Origin of the sequence: Roseobacter sp. CCS2 (genome assembly GCF_000169435.1) — a bacterium.
Taxonomy (GTDB): Bacteria; Pseudomonadota; Alphaproteobacteria; order Rhodobacterales; family Rhodobacteraceae; genus Yoonia.
Genome location: NZ_AAYB01000001.1, coordinates 511171 through 527256, shown reverse-complemented (window position 1 = coordinate 527256; position 16086 = coordinate 511171). Strand labels below are relative to the sequence as shown.

The 16086-nt window shown below is 56.2% G+C and carries 14 protein-coding genes; all 14 read right to left on the bottom strand.

Going from position 1 to position 16086, the window contains the following annotated elements; genetic code table 11:
- Nucleotides 1–8 precede the first annotated feature (8 nt).
- Complete coding sequence (locus RCCS2_RS02675) at nucleotides 9–839, bottom strand: carbohydrate ABC transporter permease (RefSeq protein ID WP_008231112.1); 831 nt, start codon at nucleotides 837–839, stop codon at nucleotides 9–11.
- Nucleotides 840–843: 4 nt separating this feature from the next.
- Entirely contained in the window at nucleotides 844–1707 is an 864-nt protein-coding gene (locus RCCS2_RS02670; protein ID WP_008231111.1) for a carbohydrate ABC transporter permease, read from the bottom strand.
- 130 nt (nucleotides 1708–1837) lie between these two features.
- On the bottom strand, nucleotides 1838–3151 hold the full coding sequence (locus RCCS2_RS02665; protein WP_008231110.1) for an ABC transporter substrate-binding protein: 1314 nt from the start codon (nucleotides 3149–3151) through the stop codon (nucleotides 1838–1840).
- Between the two features lie 95 nt (nucleotides 3152–3246).
- Nucleotides 3247–4272, bottom strand: coding sequence for a LacI family DNA-binding transcriptional regulator (locus RCCS2_RS02660; protein ID WP_008231108.1), 1026 nt, complete (start codon nucleotides 4270–4272; stop codon nucleotides 3247–3249).
- A gap of 166 nt (nucleotides 4273–4438) precedes the next feature.
- Nucleotides 4439–4588: a hypothetical protein gene (locus tag RCCS2_RS18265; RefSeq protein ID WP_008231107.1), complete on the bottom strand. Its 150-nt coding sequence runs from the start codon at nucleotides 4586–4588 to the stop codon at nucleotides 4439–4441.
- Nucleotides 4573–5385: a type IV pili methyl-accepting chemotaxis transducer N-terminal domain-containing protein gene (locus RCCS2_RS02655; RefSeq protein WP_008231105.1), complete on the bottom strand. Its 813-nt coding sequence runs from the start codon at nucleotides 5383–5385 to the stop codon at nucleotides 4573–4575. The genes RCCS2_RS18265 and RCCS2_RS02655 overlap by 16 nt, the downstream gene beginning before the upstream one ends.
- Before the next feature lie 170 nt (nucleotides 5386–5555).
- Entirely contained in the window at nucleotides 5556–6494 is a 939-nt protein-coding gene (locus tag RCCS2_RS02650; RefSeq protein WP_198006998.1) for a type IV pili methyl-accepting chemotaxis transducer N-terminal domain-containing protein, read from the bottom strand.
- A 306-nt stretch (nucleotides 6495–6800) separates the two neighbouring features.
- Nucleotides 6801–7874: a BMP family ABC transporter substrate-binding protein gene (locus RCCS2_RS02645; RefSeq protein ID WP_008231102.1), complete on the bottom strand. Its 1074-nt coding sequence runs from the start codon at nucleotides 7872–7874 to the stop codon at nucleotides 6801–6803.
- Between the two features lie 30 nt (nucleotides 7875–7904).
- The gene (locus RCCS2_RS02640; protein ID WP_008231101.1) at nucleotides 7905–8819 is read right to left on the bottom strand and encodes an ABC transporter permease; all 915 of its coding nucleotides are present in this window, start codon (nucleotides 8817–8819) and stop codon (nucleotides 7905–7907) included.
- Complete coding sequence (locus tag RCCS2_RS02635) at nucleotides 8819–9901, bottom strand: ABC transporter permease (protein ID WP_008231097.1); 1083 nt, start codon at nucleotides 9899–9901, stop codon at nucleotides 8819–8821. Before RCCS2_RS02635 ends, RCCS2_RS02640 begins: the two co-directional genes overlap by 1 nt.
- A gap of 51 nt (nucleotides 9902–9952) precedes the next feature.
- Nucleotides 9953–11476, bottom strand: coding sequence for an ABC transporter ATP-binding protein (locus RCCS2_RS02630; RefSeq protein ID WP_008231096.1), 1524 nt, complete (start codon nucleotides 11474–11476; stop codon nucleotides 9953–9955).
- The gene (gene xdhC / locus RCCS2_RS02625; protein ID WP_008231095.1) at nucleotides 11473–12210 is read right to left on the bottom strand and encodes a xanthine dehydrogenase accessory protein XdhC; all 738 of its coding nucleotides are present in this window, start codon (nucleotides 12208–12210) and stop codon (nucleotides 11473–11475) included. The genes RCCS2_RS02630 and xdhC overlap by 4 nt, the downstream gene beginning before the upstream one ends.
- Nucleotides 12207–14594: a xanthine dehydrogenase molybdopterin binding subunit gene (gene xdhB, locus RCCS2_RS02620; RefSeq protein ID WP_008231094.1), complete on the bottom strand. Its 2388-nt coding sequence runs from the start codon at nucleotides 14592–14594 to the stop codon at nucleotides 12207–12209. The genes xdhC and xdhB overlap by 4 nt, the downstream gene beginning before the upstream one ends.
- Nucleotides 14591–15946 carry a xanthine dehydrogenase small subunit gene (gene xdhA, locus RCCS2_RS02615; RefSeq protein ID WP_008231093.1) on the bottom strand — a complete coding sequence of 452 codons (1356 nt, stop codon included), beginning with the start codon at nucleotides 15944–15946 and terminating at the stop codon, nucleotides 14591–14593. The genes xdhB and xdhA overlap by 4 nt, the downstream gene beginning before the upstream one ends.
- Nucleotides 15947–16086 lie beyond the last annotated feature (140 nt).

Below are 16086 nucleotides of genomic sequence, written 5' to 3'. Positions count from 1 at the left end.
CAGGTTCCTTATTTAACCGCGCCGAACGTCAGGCCGCGGACAAGTTGTTTCTGGCTGAACCAGCCAAGGATGAGGATCGGCGCAATCGCCATGGTCGAAGCCGCACTGAGTTTGGCAAAGAACAAACCTTCTGGGCTGGAGTAGCTGGCGATGAAAGCGGTCAAAGGGGCCGCGTTGACAGCTGTCAAATTAAGGGTCCAGAACGCTTCGTTCCAAGCAAGGATAAAGTTCAGCAACAGCGTGGATGCAATGCCGGGGATCGCCATCGGCGTCAGCACATAAAGCAATTCTTGCCGCAGTGTGGCGCCATCCATACGGGCAGCTTCGAGGATTTCACCGGGGATTTCCTTAAAGTAAGTGTAAAGCATCCATACGATGATCGGCAGGTTGATGAGCATCAGCACAACGACCAATCCTGCGCGGCTATCCAGCAAACCCAATTCAATAAAAATCAGGTAGATGGGGTAAAGCACACCAACGGCGGGCAACATCTTCGTTGATAGCATCCACAACAGGATGTCCTTGGTTCGTCTAGATGGCACGAAGGCCATGGACCAGGCCGCAGGTACTGCGATGATACAGCCAAGGACCGTGGACAGCCCCGCAATGATGATCGAATTCCACAGGAACCGCGCATAATCAGACCGTTCCAGCACGACGCGGTAGTTTTCCAGCGTCCAATCAAAGCCCAGGAAAATTGGCGGGGCAGCGATGGCCTGTGCTTCGGATTTGAAGCTGGTCAGGATTGTCCAAAGGATTGGGAAGAAGATCAGTAAGCCGATCGCCCAAGCGACAGTGGTATTGAGAAGCTTCCGACGGGGTGTAACAGAACGTGCCATATTCTTAATCCAGGTTCTTACCGACGATCCGCATCAGGAAGATCGCGATAATGTTTGCAAGGATGATGGCGTAAACACCACCGGCGGAGCCGAGACCAACGTTCTGGCTTTCCAGAACCCGTTGGAAGATCAGGTAAGACAGCGTGCGCGTTCCGAATGCGCCACCTGTGGTCACGAAAATCTCGGCGAAGATCGCAAGCAAGAAGATGGTTTGGATCAGGATCACGATTGTGATTGCCCGGCTCAGATGTGGCAGCACGATGAACCAGAACCGCTTGAGGAATGGTGCGCCATCCATTTCGGCGGCTTCCAATTGTTCACTATCCAGCGATTGCACGGCTGTCAGCAAGATGAGGGTTGCGAATGGCAGCCACTGCCAGCTGACGATCATGATGATCGAACCCATCGACGCATCCGATAGCCAACTGACCGGTTCGGCCCCGAAGAACCGCCAAAGGTGGGCAAAAAGACCGTTCACGGGATCCATGAACATATTTTTCCAAACCAGCGCAGATACGGTCGGCATGACGAAGAATGGGGCGATGACAAGGATACGCACCACGCCTTGCCCCCAGATCGGTTGGTCCAGAAGCAGCGCAATCAGAATACCGAAGATCACTGTGATTGCGAGGACGCCGAGCACGATAATAAGGGTGGTCTGGACCGAAGGCCAAAAGGCGCTTGAGGTCACAAAGCGGGTGTAGTTGTCAAATCCGGCCCAGCCCTGGTCACCACCACGCAGCGGCAGATAGACGCGGAAAGAGAACCACAAGGTCATGATGAGAGGAACCAGCATCCAGCCCAAGAGCAGGATCACAGCGGGTGCCATCATGATACGGGCAGCGGATCGGGAAGCTTTGGTCGCCATTTGGATGCATCTCCTCTGGTCACAGGCGGAGCGGGCTCACGCGCTGTTTCAGGTGAAAAGGTACTGAAAGGGGTGTTTTAAACCAAGGGGCAGCAGAGTGAGGCCGCCACCCCTTGGGCTGGAGAACTGCTTAGCGGTAGCCAGCAGCTTCCATTGCTTCGTTTGTGATGGCCTGAGCCTTCTCAAGCGCTTCTTCGATCGACTGCTGACCTGCATAAGCGGCAGAGAATTCCTGGCTTACTTCGGTCGCAATGCCCGCAAACTCTGGGATCGCAGCGAACTGGACACCAACGTATGGGCTTGGGTCGACTGTGCTGTCGTTCGGGTTCGCTGACAGGATTGAATCCAATGTCATCTGTGCGAAAGGAACAGCTTGGTAGTCGGGGTTCTCGTACAGGGATGTACGCGCACCGGGCGGTACGTTTGCCCAACCTTCGTTTTCAGCAACCAACTCGATATAGCCAGTGCCTGTTGCCCATTCGATGAACTGCTTGGCTTCTGCTTCTTGCTGCGTGCCGGCAGGAATAGCCAATGCCCAAGCCCAGAGCCAGTTAGAGCGCTTGCCCATACCGTTGTCTGGTGCCAGTGCGAAACCAACTGAGTCTGCGACAGTTGAATCGTCGCCAGTCACGAAAGACGCCGCAACAGTCGCGTCAATCCACATGCCACACTTGCCTTGGTTAAACAGAGACAGGTTTTCGTTGAAACCGTTTGTTGCAAAACCAGCAGGGCCCGCATCATCCATCATGTTCTTGTAGAAGTTCAGCGTGTCAGACCATTCGCGTGTGTCGAACTGTGCGTTCCACTCTTCATCAAACCAGCGTGCGCCGAAAGAATTGGACATTGCTGTGATGAACGCGCCGCCTTCGCCCCAACCGGCCTTACCGCGCAGGCAGATCCCGTTGATGTCGTTTTCGCGGTCTGTCATTTCACGCGCCGCTTTGGCGATGAAGTTCCAGCTTGGTGCGTCTGGCATCTCAAGACCGGCCGCTTCCATCAAATCGGTGCGGTACATGATCATGGAGCTTTCACCATAGAATGGCGCCGCATAAAGTGTGCCGTCGTGTGAAAGACCACCGGCCATTGCTGGCAGGATGTCATCGGCGTTATATTCATCAGACAGATCGTTCAGTGGCACAAGCCAGTCGTTGGCGCCCCAGATTGGTGTTTCGTACATACCGATTGTCATGATGTCGAACTGACCGCCGTTTGTGGTGATGTCCGTTGTCACGCGCTGGCGCAGTACGTTTTCTTCCAATGTCACCCACTCAACAGCGATGCCGGTCTCTTCAGTGAATTGGTCAGTGTAGCCTTGCATACGGATCATGTCGCCGTTGTTGACGGTCGCGATCGTGATCGTTGCTGAATGGCCGTCCGCAAAAGCACTGCTTGCTGTGATCAGCGAAAGCGCAGTTGCAGCACAAAGTGTGCTCTTCAAAGACATCCGGTATCCTCCCTAGTTGGATGTTGTGTACCAACGCTAGTGGAAAGAACGACGCGGCGTCAACAAAAAATTTACGCGCGTAAAGAATTGCGAACTCAGGCGGAGTCCCGCAAGATCAGTTTGCCTTCTAATCTTGTGCTTTTCCAAGGCTCTACGTGTCCTTCAATGGCGGCGAGCAAGCTATCGGCGGCATGTTTGGAAACGGCGTCATAGTCGTGTGAAATCGTCGTCAACGGTGGGCAGGTATAGCGCGAATGCGGGTGCCCATCCTGCCCTGCAACGCGAATCGTACAGTTTGGTCCGCGCCCAACTTTGATGCCGCGTTCGTAACAGGCTGTCAGCAGTCCAATGGCCAGACGGTCATTGCTGCACAGGATCGTATTGGTCGAGAATTGCTTGCTGGCGAAAGCTTCGTGTCCGCCGATGCGGCCGATTTCCTCAAAGGCCCATCCTTCGCCTTCTATCGAAATCACCTGCGGATCATGCCCGAATGCCTCCATCGCATTCAGATAGCTTTGCCGCCGTCGGTGGGCATTAGGGTTCGCAGGCGTCTTCATCTCAAAAAAGCAGGGCGGTTCACCGGTGCGGCACAAATAATCCGAGATATGCGAGGTGAATTGAAAGTTGTCGGACCCGACAAATGCCAGGCCAAGCTGGTCAACGCTGCTGTCAAAAATCAGTGTTGGAACGTCATCGCAAAACTTTTCCAATGCGTCACGATGAGAGGCGCGCCCCAATGGCGCCAGCAAAACACCTGCCGGTTTGAGCGCGCGCAAGTTATCAAGCACTTCAATTTCGAGATTTGGATCGCCATGTGCGCTAAACAAAGTGGGGCGATAACCCGCATCAATGCAACGCTGTTCAAGATTGCGCGCAATTTCGGCGAAGTAAGGGTCGGATAGCAAGGGAACAACAATACCGACGTTCTTGGTCAGCTTGCGATTTTGGTTCATCGCAAAGATGTTGGGGCGATAGTCATATTTCTCAAGCGCGCGCTCAATACGTTCACGCGTTGATCGGCGCACACTGTCGGGGTCGTGGAAGTATTTTGAAACCGTTGGTCGAGAAATCCCACTGATCGCAGAGAATTCCTCCATATTCTTGATCGTTGTTTCCGACATGGTCACGGCCCATTAAATGCTTTGTTCAATATTTTTACATACGAGACAATTTCTTTGCGCGCGTCAACTTTTTTATGTGCCGGTCGTGCACGAACCCATCAAGGCGCTGGGGCGTTCGTGGACATCATGATATCCCTTGCGGGTCGCCCTTGTTGGCAAGCGCGGGCTAGTCGCCCAGCTTTGATGCCTCAGCATAAAGTGCAACGACGGCGTTCATACCGCCAGTCAAGCGGTTTGCGGTCGCGAACATGATCGAGAGTTTTTCGTCATCCAACTGTTCGCCTGCAAGCACCGTAGCAATCAATGGCTCTGCCATTCGCCAATCTGCAATAACACCATCAAGCCCGGTTTCAATTTCCGCGGTGGGTGGCAGTTGGATCCCGGATTCGGGCATTCCGGATCGCAATGCCGCAATGATGCATAAAAGGTGGTCGCCGCGCTTTCTAGTTCAGCCAAAACAGCGTCAGAGCCCAGACCAACGGAGAACAGGCAGACGTTTTTGGAGATACGTTGTGCCAACATGCGCTGCCGACCGGCGATATCAATCGCCAAAGTGTCTCTGACCAGCAGATCACCGGGGTTTGAATATTCGGTAGAGATGACCGTGACCAGCTTTCTTGCCAATTCAAGCAAAGGGGCGGAGTCGGTGGCAATCTGCTGCACGATCTGTTGCGATCCATTGCCAGCGGCGACCTGATCCGCGCCTGTGCTGACAGGGTTCCAAAGCCCGCGAAGGCGTTCGATCCCCAACAGCGTTTTGCGACGCGGTTCCGCACCAAAAACACCCAGATCAGGATTGCCGTTCTGCAGGGCATCGGTGATCAAGGCGAACTCTTCCTGCGCAGATACCAGCATTGCGCCCGTGTCATCGGTGCTGATACCAGCCTGAAGGTAACATGCAGACGCAGGAATACGCTGGCTGAGCATACGCAGCTTTCCTGAAAGGTTGATGCGTGCGCCCGCGCCCGTATCCGTTACAAACTCTGCCTGTGTTTGGGTGCTATCTGCGTATCCGGCAGATGCGGTACTTATTGCCAACAGCGCTGAGATCGCAATTGCACGTATCGTCAGACCTGATGTCACTCTGGTGCATGGGGCGAAGACATTCATCATTGTTTGTTTCCTCTTTAACGCGTGTTCGATCACTACTTTTCTCAATGGCGGCCCGCATTTGGGCTGCATTGGTACAGATGCTGAATTACGGTTGATCCCGGTTTTTGCGATGTATCCTTTGATTGCAGCGGTTTACCTTGGTCATCAGCGGTGCTGTTGTTGCGCAGAACTCACTCTGCGTCTTTGGCGGCCTCTGTGTAGTCAACGACAACCTTGTTCATGTCCGCAGTCAGTGTGTTGGCCAGTTCAAACATGACTGCCAGTCGCGCGTTATCAATCGTGTCACCCGATAGGGCATCTGCGATTTTGGGCTGCAACGTGGCCCAGTCCGCCGCGGCAGCATCAAGGTCTGCGATAACCTGATCATCCGTTGGGGCCGCAATACCGGATGATGGCATTCCAGCTTGCAATGCGGTGAGCGAGGTATCAAAAATCTGGGTTGTCGCAATAAGGTCAGCCATCGAATGTTCCGTATCGATCCCGGTGGCAAGCAGGCAAACATCTTTTGAAATGCGCTGCGCCAGCATGCGCTGTCGTCCGGCGATATCAATTGCCAAAGCATCCCGCATCACCAGCGCCGCCCCCAAAGAATATTCGGCGGTTATGGCAGACACCAGACGCTGTGCCATTTCAAGAAGCGGTTCGGACTGCGCCGCCAACTGTGCGATGTCTTCTTGAGTAGCGGTCCCAGCTATAGCCTTGTCAGCAATCACTTCGATGGGGGCCCACAGTGCTTGCAATCGTTCAATCGTAGCGCGCACCTTTGGTTTGGCTTCTTCCCCGTAAATGCCAAGGTCTGGGTTGCCGAACTCTAACGCGGCCGTGATCAGTTTGAACTCTTCGGTCGCGGCAGTCAGCACAGCAGTTGTTTCTTCGGTATCAGCACCCGCTTGTGCGTAACATGAGGCAGCAACAACACGCTGGCTTAGCATTCGCAGCTTACCGGAATAATCGATACGCTCTGATGCGCCGACGTCCTCAATATAGCTATCGGTGTGGTTTGCGGCGTTGGCGCTTGTTGCAATAAGCAGTGTTGTCGCAAGCAATGCGGATGCGCCCAATGCGCGCAAGTTTGGGTTCAAACCCCAGCGGTTTGTCGTGCACTTCATATAAGTCGTCCCTTCTGACACCACCATGACACTGGTGGAAAACAATTCACTCGTTACGCAAGAACGACCTATGAGGCTTTTCCACGTGCAGGGACCAATTTCGTGCGCAAACACAGCCACGGTTGATTCCCTAACATCAATCTAGACGAAGATTAGCGTTAGATCATCAAAATATTTTACGCGCGTAAAATATTGAAAATACATCCAAAAGAAAGGTATGCCCCATTCGGGCCGTAATTTCGCCGCGCAAGAAACACAAAAGGCCCCGCTATAAACGAGGCCTTCCGCGTTTTTAGCTGGTAACGCTTACTGTGGAATGTCGCCGGTCAGCCCTTCAACGTAAAAGTCCATACCAGCCAAAGTACCGTCATCCGCAATCTCACCATCAGCCAGCCAGGCGGAACCGTCCTGTTTGTTGATAGGGCCAGTGAACGCGTGGTATTCGCCCGTGCGCAAACGCTCGACCAAGTCTTCGGCAGAAGCTTTGATGTCAGCGGGTACAGCATCAGTGATTTCGCCAATCCCAACCATGCCCGGACCGATGCCGTCCCATGTGTCAGTGCTTTCCCATGTGCCATCAATAACCGCTTGTGTGCGGGCGATATAGTAAGGTGCCCAATCGTCAATGATGGACGACACCCGTGGGAACGGTGCAAATTCCGACATGTCAGAGGCCTGACCGAAGGTCACAACATTACCTGCCGCCTGAGCCGCTGCTTGCGGTGCGGTCGAATCTGTGTGCTGCAAGATCACGTCAGCGCCTTGTTCGATCAGCACGTTGGCTGCTTCTGCTTCTTTTGCAGGATCGAACCACGTGTAGGCCCAAATGATTTTAAACTCGACATCAGGGTTCACTTCCTGCGCATGGAGATAGGCCGAGTTGATGCCCCGGATCACTTCGGGGATCGGGAAGGACGCGATATAGCCGATGATATTGCTTTCGGTCATCTGACCGGCAATGTGACCTTGGACCGCGCGGCCTTCGTAAAAGCGTGCAGAGTATGTGGATACGTTGTCAGCGCGCTTGTAACCTGTCGCATGCTCAAAGCGTACATCAGGGAATTTCTCTGCCACGGCGATCGTTTGGTCCATGTAGCCAAAAGATGTGGTAAAGATCAGGTCAGCGCCTTGCAATGCCATCTGTGTCATCACGCGCTCTGCATCGGCACCTTCCGGTACGCTTTCAACAAAGACGGTCTCTACCGCATCGCCAAAATGCTCTTCCACAGCCAAGCGGCCTTTGTTGTGTTCATATGTCCAGCCGCCATCGCCAATCGGCCCGACGTAGACAAAGCCAACGGTTGTTGTGTCTTGCGCCGCGGCCCCTGTTGCAAGGCCAAGCGCGAGCGTGGCACCGGCCAGAATTGTTTTCATTGTCATGTGTTTCCCCTTGGTGGTCTTGTTGTTGCCTCAACGTGAGGCATGGAATGATTGACCCAGTGACCCGGGCGCACGTCCGGCACGCATAATAACCAGAACCGCGATGGTGGCCAGATAGGGGGCCATAGAAAGATACTCGACCCCAATGGCAGCCCCGGCTGCCTGTAGGTTCAACTGCAAAACGGTCACGCCGCCAAATAAATAGGCACCCAGCAAAAGGCGGCCCGGCCGCCAGCTTGCGAAAACAACAATCGCCAGCGCGATCCAGCCAGCGCCCGCGGTCATGCCTTCGGTCCATTGCGGGACACGGACAAGGCTAAGGTAGGCACCGCCCAGCCCGGCACAGGCCCCGCCGAACATGATCGCCAGCATCCGCACCCGCACCACGTGATAGCCCAGCGCATGGGCGGCTTCGTGGTTTTCACCAACCGCGCGCAGGATCAGCCCCGCGCGTGAATACTTCAGGAACGCCCAGACGCCTGCGACGATGGCCAGCCCGACATAGACCATTGGGTCATGTTGGAAAACAATCGGTCCGATCACCGGTATGTCGCCCAAAAGAGGGATATACCAATCGGGAAACTCCGGCGCTTTGATCCCGATGTAGCCTTGACCCATCAACGCCGAAAGGCCGAGACCGAAAAGCGTTAGCGCAAGGCCGGTGGCCACCTGATTGGATAAAAACAACTGCGTGAGAATGCCAAAAATCAGCGACAATACAGCGCCGCCTATCGCCGCCCCCAGAAACCCCAGCCAGGGCGAGCTGGTGGCAACGGCGACCACGAAACCGCAAACGGCCCCTGTGATCGTCATCCCTTCGACACCAAGGTTCAGAACGCCCGCGCGTTCGACCACCAGTTCACCAATGGCCGCCAGCATGATCGGGGTGGCTGCCACCATCAGCGATGCCAGCAAAAGAATGGGATTGATTGAGGAAAGGTCCACTACGCAGTCCTTTCCCGGCCGAATTTGATGCGATAGTTTGTCAGCACATCCACTGCCAAAAGGAAGAACAACAGCATCCCCTGCAAGATCTGTATCGCCGCTATTGGCAGCCCCAGATTAGACTGTGCAATCTCGCCACCGATGTACGTCAGCGCCATCAGACCACCGGCCAGCAGGATACCAACAGGATGCAAGCGGCCAAGGAAAGCCACGATAATCGCGGTAAACCCATAGCCCACGTTGAAGTCGATACTGATCTGTCCGGCAGGTCCGGCCACTTCGAAAAGGCCCGCAAGCCCGGCCAGCGCGCCTGAAATCCCCATGCAAATCAGGATCAGTTTCCCGGGATTGACGCCGGCAAACCGTGCAGCCCGTGGGCTTTGACCTGATAAACGCACATTGAACCCAAAGATGTGCCGGGACAGGGCGATATAAGCCAAAATCACCGCGATAAAGGCTGTGACCACCCCCCAATGCATGCCGCTGCCGGCGATAATCTCAAGGTTGGCGGCACTGTCGTATTGAGACAGGTTCCTGCTTCCCGGAAAACCCATGCCATCGGGATTACGCAACGCGCCAAGGGCCATTGAGGCCAGCAATTGCTCGGCCACATAAACCAGCATCAGGGAGACGAGAATCTCATTGGTGCCAAAGCGAACGCGCAATACACCGGGGATCATGGCCCACATCAAGCCGCCGATCGCGCCAGCGATGATCATCAATGGAAAGATGATAAAGCTTTCCATCGGATAAAATGCCAACCCGACGGCCGCGCCGCAGATCGCGCCAACGATGTACTGACCCTCAGCCCCGATATTCCAGATCCCGGCCCGAAAACCAAAGGACAGCCCAATCGCAATTAGCACCAAGGGCGCGCCTTTGATCAGCAACTGTGGGCGATAAAACCACGCGAATTCCGAAAAAAGCGGATCAAGAAAGATCGTCCTGATTGTCACCAACGGGTCTTGGCCAAGGGCCGCGAACAAGAGTGCGCCAAAAAACATCGTCATAAGAACAGCCACAACAGGCGTCGCAAAAATCCAGCCACGCGATGGCTGCGGGCGCTTTTCCAGCATGATCATGCGCAGGCTCCGCTCTTCATCTTGCCCCACAAACGCCCGTCCGAGGCCCCCTTACCCTTCAACATGCGCCACCTCCATATCGTGGGCACCACCGAGCATCAGACCAATCTCTTCAACCGTCAGCCCCTTTGCTGGACGTGGGGCAGACAGCCGTCCTTCGTTTAGCGCGGCAAAGCTGTCAGAAATCTCCATCAGCTCGTCAAGGTCCTGACTAATCACGATAACCGCCGACCCTTTCTCGGCCAAATCCAAAAGTGCTTGCCTGATTGCCGCAGCGGCAGAGGCGTCAACGCCCCAAGTGGGCTGGTTGACGACCAACACCTCTGGCGTCTGCATAATCTCGCGTCCAATGACGAATTTTTGTAGGTTACCACCCGACAATGACCGTGCCGCGTTTTGCGGCCCGGGGGTGCGCACATCGAATGCGGCAATCACCTCTTGGGCAAAATTACGGGCCTTGGCCCAATGCAAAAAACCATTGCTTGTCAGTTTTTCGCGGGTCATCGCGGTCAGGATCGCGTTTTCCGTCAGGCTCATGTCAGGGGCGGCGGCATGGCCCATCCGTTCCTCCGGGGCCGCTAGCAGGCCGATTTTGCGGCGTGCATTGGGCGGCAGATGCGCGATGTTCTGGCCTTTATAGGTGATCATCGCCTTGTTCGTTTTCATCTCACCCGATAGCGCCGCGACAAGTTCGTCTTGACCATTTCCAGCGACGCCGCCAATGCCCAGCACCTCGCCTTTGCGTACATCCAGCGTGATATCGCGCAAAGCTGTCCCGAATTGATGTGGCGCTTTGGCGCTAAGACCATTCAGGGACAGTACAACGTCTCCGGCGGGCTTGTCGGCCTTTTCAGGGACATGAAGGGTCGAACCCACCATCAGCTCGGCCATATCGCGCGCGGATGTCTGGCGCGGATCACATTCACCTACGACTTCACCCAAACGCAGTACTGTTGCATTATCACAAAGCGCGCGGATCTCTTCGAGTTTATGCGAGATGTAGAGGATCGCGGTCCCTTCAGCACGGAGCTGACGAAGCGTTTCGAACAGGATATCCACCTCTTGCGGTGTCAGGACCGAGGTCGGCTCATCCATGATCAACAGCTTGGGGTCCTGTAGCAGACAGCGAATAATCTCGACCCGCTGACGTTCCCCGGCGGACAGTTCACCCACCACGCGGTCTGGGTCCAGCGGCAGCCCGTATTGGTCAGACACATTGCGCACCTGTGCCGCAATTTCGGCCTGCGGTGGTGGATTTTCCATACCAAGGGCAATGTTTTCCGCCACATTCATCGCATCAAAAAGCGAAAAATGCTGGAAAACCATCGCAACCCCTGCGGCCCGCGCCGCGCGCGGTTCTGGTGGCTGAAACGGCTGTCCTTCAAGCGTCATCGTGCCAGCATCCGGTTTGACCAGCCCGTAGATTGTTTTCACCAGGGTGGATTTGCCCGCGCCATTTTCGCCCAGCAGCGCGTGTACTTCGCCGCGCCCGATATTGAAGGACACATCTTTATTCGCGACAACACCGGGATAGGCTTTGGTCAGGCCAGACAGGCGCAAAAGCGGTTCGGTCATGCAGTGCGGTCCTTCGTGGCGCGTTTTCCGCCGCTGATCATGGCAGTTGCTACACCAAGTGCAATCGCTGTGGGGTGTTTTCCCAAGGATGGATCGCCAATCGGACACGCGATGCGCGAAATCTGTGCCGGACTATGCCCCAATGCGGCGAGGCGCGTCTTGAACCGCGCCCATTTGGTGGCCGATCCGATCAATCCGACGCTGTGAAAATCGTGCCCAAGCACCGCATGGCACAAAGCAAGGTCCATTTCGTGGCTGTATGTGAGAATCAGATGATCTGCATTTGTAGGCGCATGTCTAACGACACGCGCAGGATTGATGGCGACCAACGTCGTGACGTTCGTTTCCGGGAACCGATCTGCATCTGTATCAACCCAAGTGATATCAAAGTCCGGCAGCGCACCCATGACGTTGACCAAGGCCCGCCCGACATGGCCCGCGCCATAAATCCAAAGTGGTTGGGCAGGCGGCACCTGCATCACCTCCGCTTCTTCCCAAAGCAGGCTTACCGACCCGCCGCAGCACTGGCCCATCGCCGGACCCAAAGGAATACGCGCCTGATGTGTCTTGCGCCCATCGCGCAGCATGCGCCGCGCTTCGGCCATTGCTTCCCACTCCAGCGTGCCGCCGCCGATGGTGCCTTCGATCCGATCTGCCCACACCAGCATCTGCGTTCCGGCCTCGCGCGGGACCGACCCTGCGGTTTTTGTGACCGTGATGCGGATCGCCGTCATGCGCGGGCTCGTCCAACGGCGCGCAGTATTTCTTCGGCGGTCGCTGGGGCTTGCAGGTCGGGATAGTTCGGGCCGCAAGATGCCACGGCATCTGACAAGGCAAGAAAGGCTGAGGTGCCCAACATGAAAGGCGGCTCACCCACGGCCTTGGACCGATAAATCGTCTGCGCAGGGTTGGGTTCATCCCAAAGGGCGACGTTAAAGATGTCAGGCCGATCCGAACAAGCGGGAATTTTGTAGGTCGCAGGCGCATGGGTGCGCAGGCGGCCCGTATCATCCCAAACCAGTTCTTCGGTTGTGAGCCAACCCGCCCCTTGGACATAGCCCCCTTCGACTTGTCCGATATCCAGTGCCGGGTTCAGCGAAGCGCCTGCATCATGCAGAATATCCGTGCGCAGGATGCGGTTTTCACCGGTCAACGTGTCGATCACCACTTCAGTGACAGCCGCGCCTTGGGCGAAATAGAAGAAGGGCGTGCCTTCGCCCTTGATCCGGTCCCACGCCAAATCCGGGGTTTTGTAAAAGCCCGTGGCCGAAAGGCTGACGCGGTTCAGGTAAGCCGTTTGCGTCGCTTCGGCGAAAGTCATTTGCGCGTCACCGACAAAAACCTGCCCCTCCTCAAAGCGGACATTTTCAACGCCGCTTTGATGCAATTCAGCCAAACATGCAGCGATCCGGTCGCGTATGATGTCGCAGGCATTGGCGACGGCCATACCGTTCAGGTCAGACCCGGAAGAGGCCGCGGTCGCTGACGTGTTGGGCACTTTGCCGGTATCGGTGGCGGTGATCTTGATCGCGTCCACATCAATACCGAACCGATGTGCTGCGACCTGTGCGACCTTCTGAAACAAACCTTGCCCCATCTCGGTCCCGCCATGGTTCATGTGGACTGAGCCATCTTGGTACACATGCACCAATGCACCCGCCTGATTAAGGTGGGTGAGGGTAAAAGAAATCCCAAATTTTACCGGGCTAAAGGCGATCCCCTTCTTCAAAATCAACTGTCCGGCGTTCCAATCCGCAACCGCTGCGCGGCGCACGTGATAGTCTGATGATGCCAGCAAACTGTTGGTCATCTTATGCAAAAGGAAGTCTTTGACCGGCATATGATAAGGCGTCGTTTGCACTTTCGTATTTGGGGAATAGGTCCCGCCAAACCGGGTGCCGCGCCCTATCTTCTCATGTTCTAAAATACCTTCGGGGGGGCGCGCAGCGTGGGGGGCAGACAGCCCCCCTTCGGTCATTGCATCATAGTAATTGCGTTGGCGAATAAGCACGGGATCAATGCGTAACTCCGCCGCAATATGGTCCATCACCCGCTCAATCCCCAGCACACCCTGCGGCCCGCCAAATCCGCGAAATGCCGTGGCTGATTGCGTATTGGTTTTGAACCTATGCGACGTGATCCGCGTGGTAGGAAGGTAATAGGCGTTGTCGGCATGTAGCATGGCGCGGTCAGCCACAGGAAGCGACAGGTCCAGCGCCCATCCACAGCGGGTCATCTGGGTGAAATCAACGCCGGTCAGCCGTCCTTCGCTATCAAATCCCACGTCGTATGAAATGCGGAAATCATGACGCTTGCCGGTGATCATCATATCGTCATCGCGATCATAGCGCATCTTGCAGGGCTGCCCTGTGGCGCGTGCCGCGACAGCGCAGCCAACGGCCAGTGCATTGCCTTGGCTTTCCTTGCCGCCAAAACCACCACCCATGCGGCGCACTTCGCAGCGGACCGCGTGCATGGGAACACCTATCGCGTCTGCCACCTTATGCTGAATTTCCGTCGGGTGCTGGGTGGAACTATGCACCACCATATCCTCACCTTCTTGCGGCAGGGCGAGGGCCGCTTGGCCTTCAAGGTAGAAATGTTCCTGTCCACCCATTTCAATCGTGCCTTGCAGGCGGTGGGGGGCGCTGGCAAGGGCGGCATCGACATCACCTTTGGACCAGATGCGCGGGCCGTCTTCAAAGCGGCTGTCGGCTGCAATTGCGTCGTCCATTGTCAGGATTGGCGTGTCTTCGTCGTATTGCACCTTTGCCAAACGCGCCGCTTTGCGCGCGGCCAAGTGGCTGCGGGCCACGACCAGAAACAGCGGTTGACCGACATAGTGCACTGTTCCGGTTGCCAGCAGCGGTTCATCATGTACCGAAGGCGACACATCATTGGCGAAAGGCAGGTCGTCCGCCGTCAATACGGCCACGACACCTGGGGCGCTTTTCACTTCTGCGAGGTTCATTGCGCGAATGGTCCCGCAAGCGATCTCGGCCATACCAAAAGTCAAATGCAGGGTGCCGCCCGGTGTCGGTATGTCGTCAATATAGCGGGCCGCACCGGTGACATGCAGCGCCGCTGCGTCGTGGGGCAGGGGTTTGGCGACACTCATGGTGTGACCTCCAACACGGACGTGGCCTGCCCGGTCATGTCTGCGAAATAGCGATGCAGCAGGTTTTGCGCGATCTCTGATCGGTAAGCGGCGCTCGCGCGCATGTCGGACATCGGGGTGTAGTCTTCGCCAAACCGTGCTGCCGCATTGGTGATAGTGCCGCGGGTCCAGGGTTGCCCTGTCAGTGCAGCTTCGACCTGATGGGCCCGGTGCGGCGTGCCAGCCATGCCGCCAAATGCGATCCGGGCGGAAGACACAATGCCATCCGCTACGATAACATTGAAGCAGCCGCACACGGCCGAGATATCCTGATCGAACCGTTTCGAGATCTTGTAGCACCGTAATGCCGGGGCCTTTTTCGGCAGCGTCACGTAAGTGACCAGTTCCCCCGGCGCGCGGTCTTGTTTGCCGTAGTCGATAAAAAAGTCCTCAAGGGGCATTTCGCGCGTCATGTCACCATGGCGTAGATGCAGCGTTGCCCCCATTGCGATCAAAGCTGGCGGATTATCCCCGATGGGCGATCCATTGGCGATATTCCCGCCAATCGTCGCGGCATTGCGCACCTGTTCGGACCCGTAGCGCCGGATCAATTCAGCATAGGATGGATGATCCTTGCCAATCGCAGCCAGAACTTCGGTCATTGTCACCGCAGCGCCAAAGTGAATGGTCTTGTCGGTTTGGGTGATGCCCCGCAGTTCCTTGCAGCGGTTCAGAAACGCAACCTGAGGCAGGTCGCGCAGTTGCTTGGTCACCCAAAGCCCCACATCTGTTGCGCCCGCGATCAGCGTTGCGTCAGGATGGGCGGCATACCAATCTGCCAATTCATCAAGTGTTTCCGGGCCATAAGGCTGGGCCTCTACCTGTGGCACGCTGTCGTTCATCCAAGGCGGCACTGGTGCGTCTGCAGTCGCTTCTGCCGCGCGCACAATCGGGGCGTAGCCCGTGCAGCGGCACAAGTTGCCCGCCAGCACATCGTCATGATCACTGCGTCCTTGCAGATGCCCGGTTGCCATTGAGGCGATAAATCCCGGCGTACAGAAACCGCATTGCGCGCCGTGATGATCAACCATTGCCTGTTGCACGGGATGAAGTGCGCCGTCGGGTCCGCTGATGCCTTCAACGGTGCGGACCGCCTTGCCGTGAAGTTGCGGCAGAAACAGGATGCAAGCGTTGAGGGCTTTCGCACCATCGGCGTCAGTCACCATCACCGTGCAAGCGCCGCAGTCACCTTCGTTACAGCCTTCTTTGGTGCCGCATAGCGCGCGATCCTCGCGCAGCCAATCAAGCAGGGTGCGCGTTGGTTCCGCCTCCACCTTCACGGTTTCCCCATTGAGAAGAAACGTGACGTTCATAATATATAGACCTGCCGCCTTACCAATTCTGTGCGAGGGGGTTCAGGTGTCGATGCGACGTAGACACCAGCCTCTTTGCTGCGCACCATGAAAGCGACTGATGGCGGATTTGGCAAGCATTTCTTGGCCGTCGTGTAAGG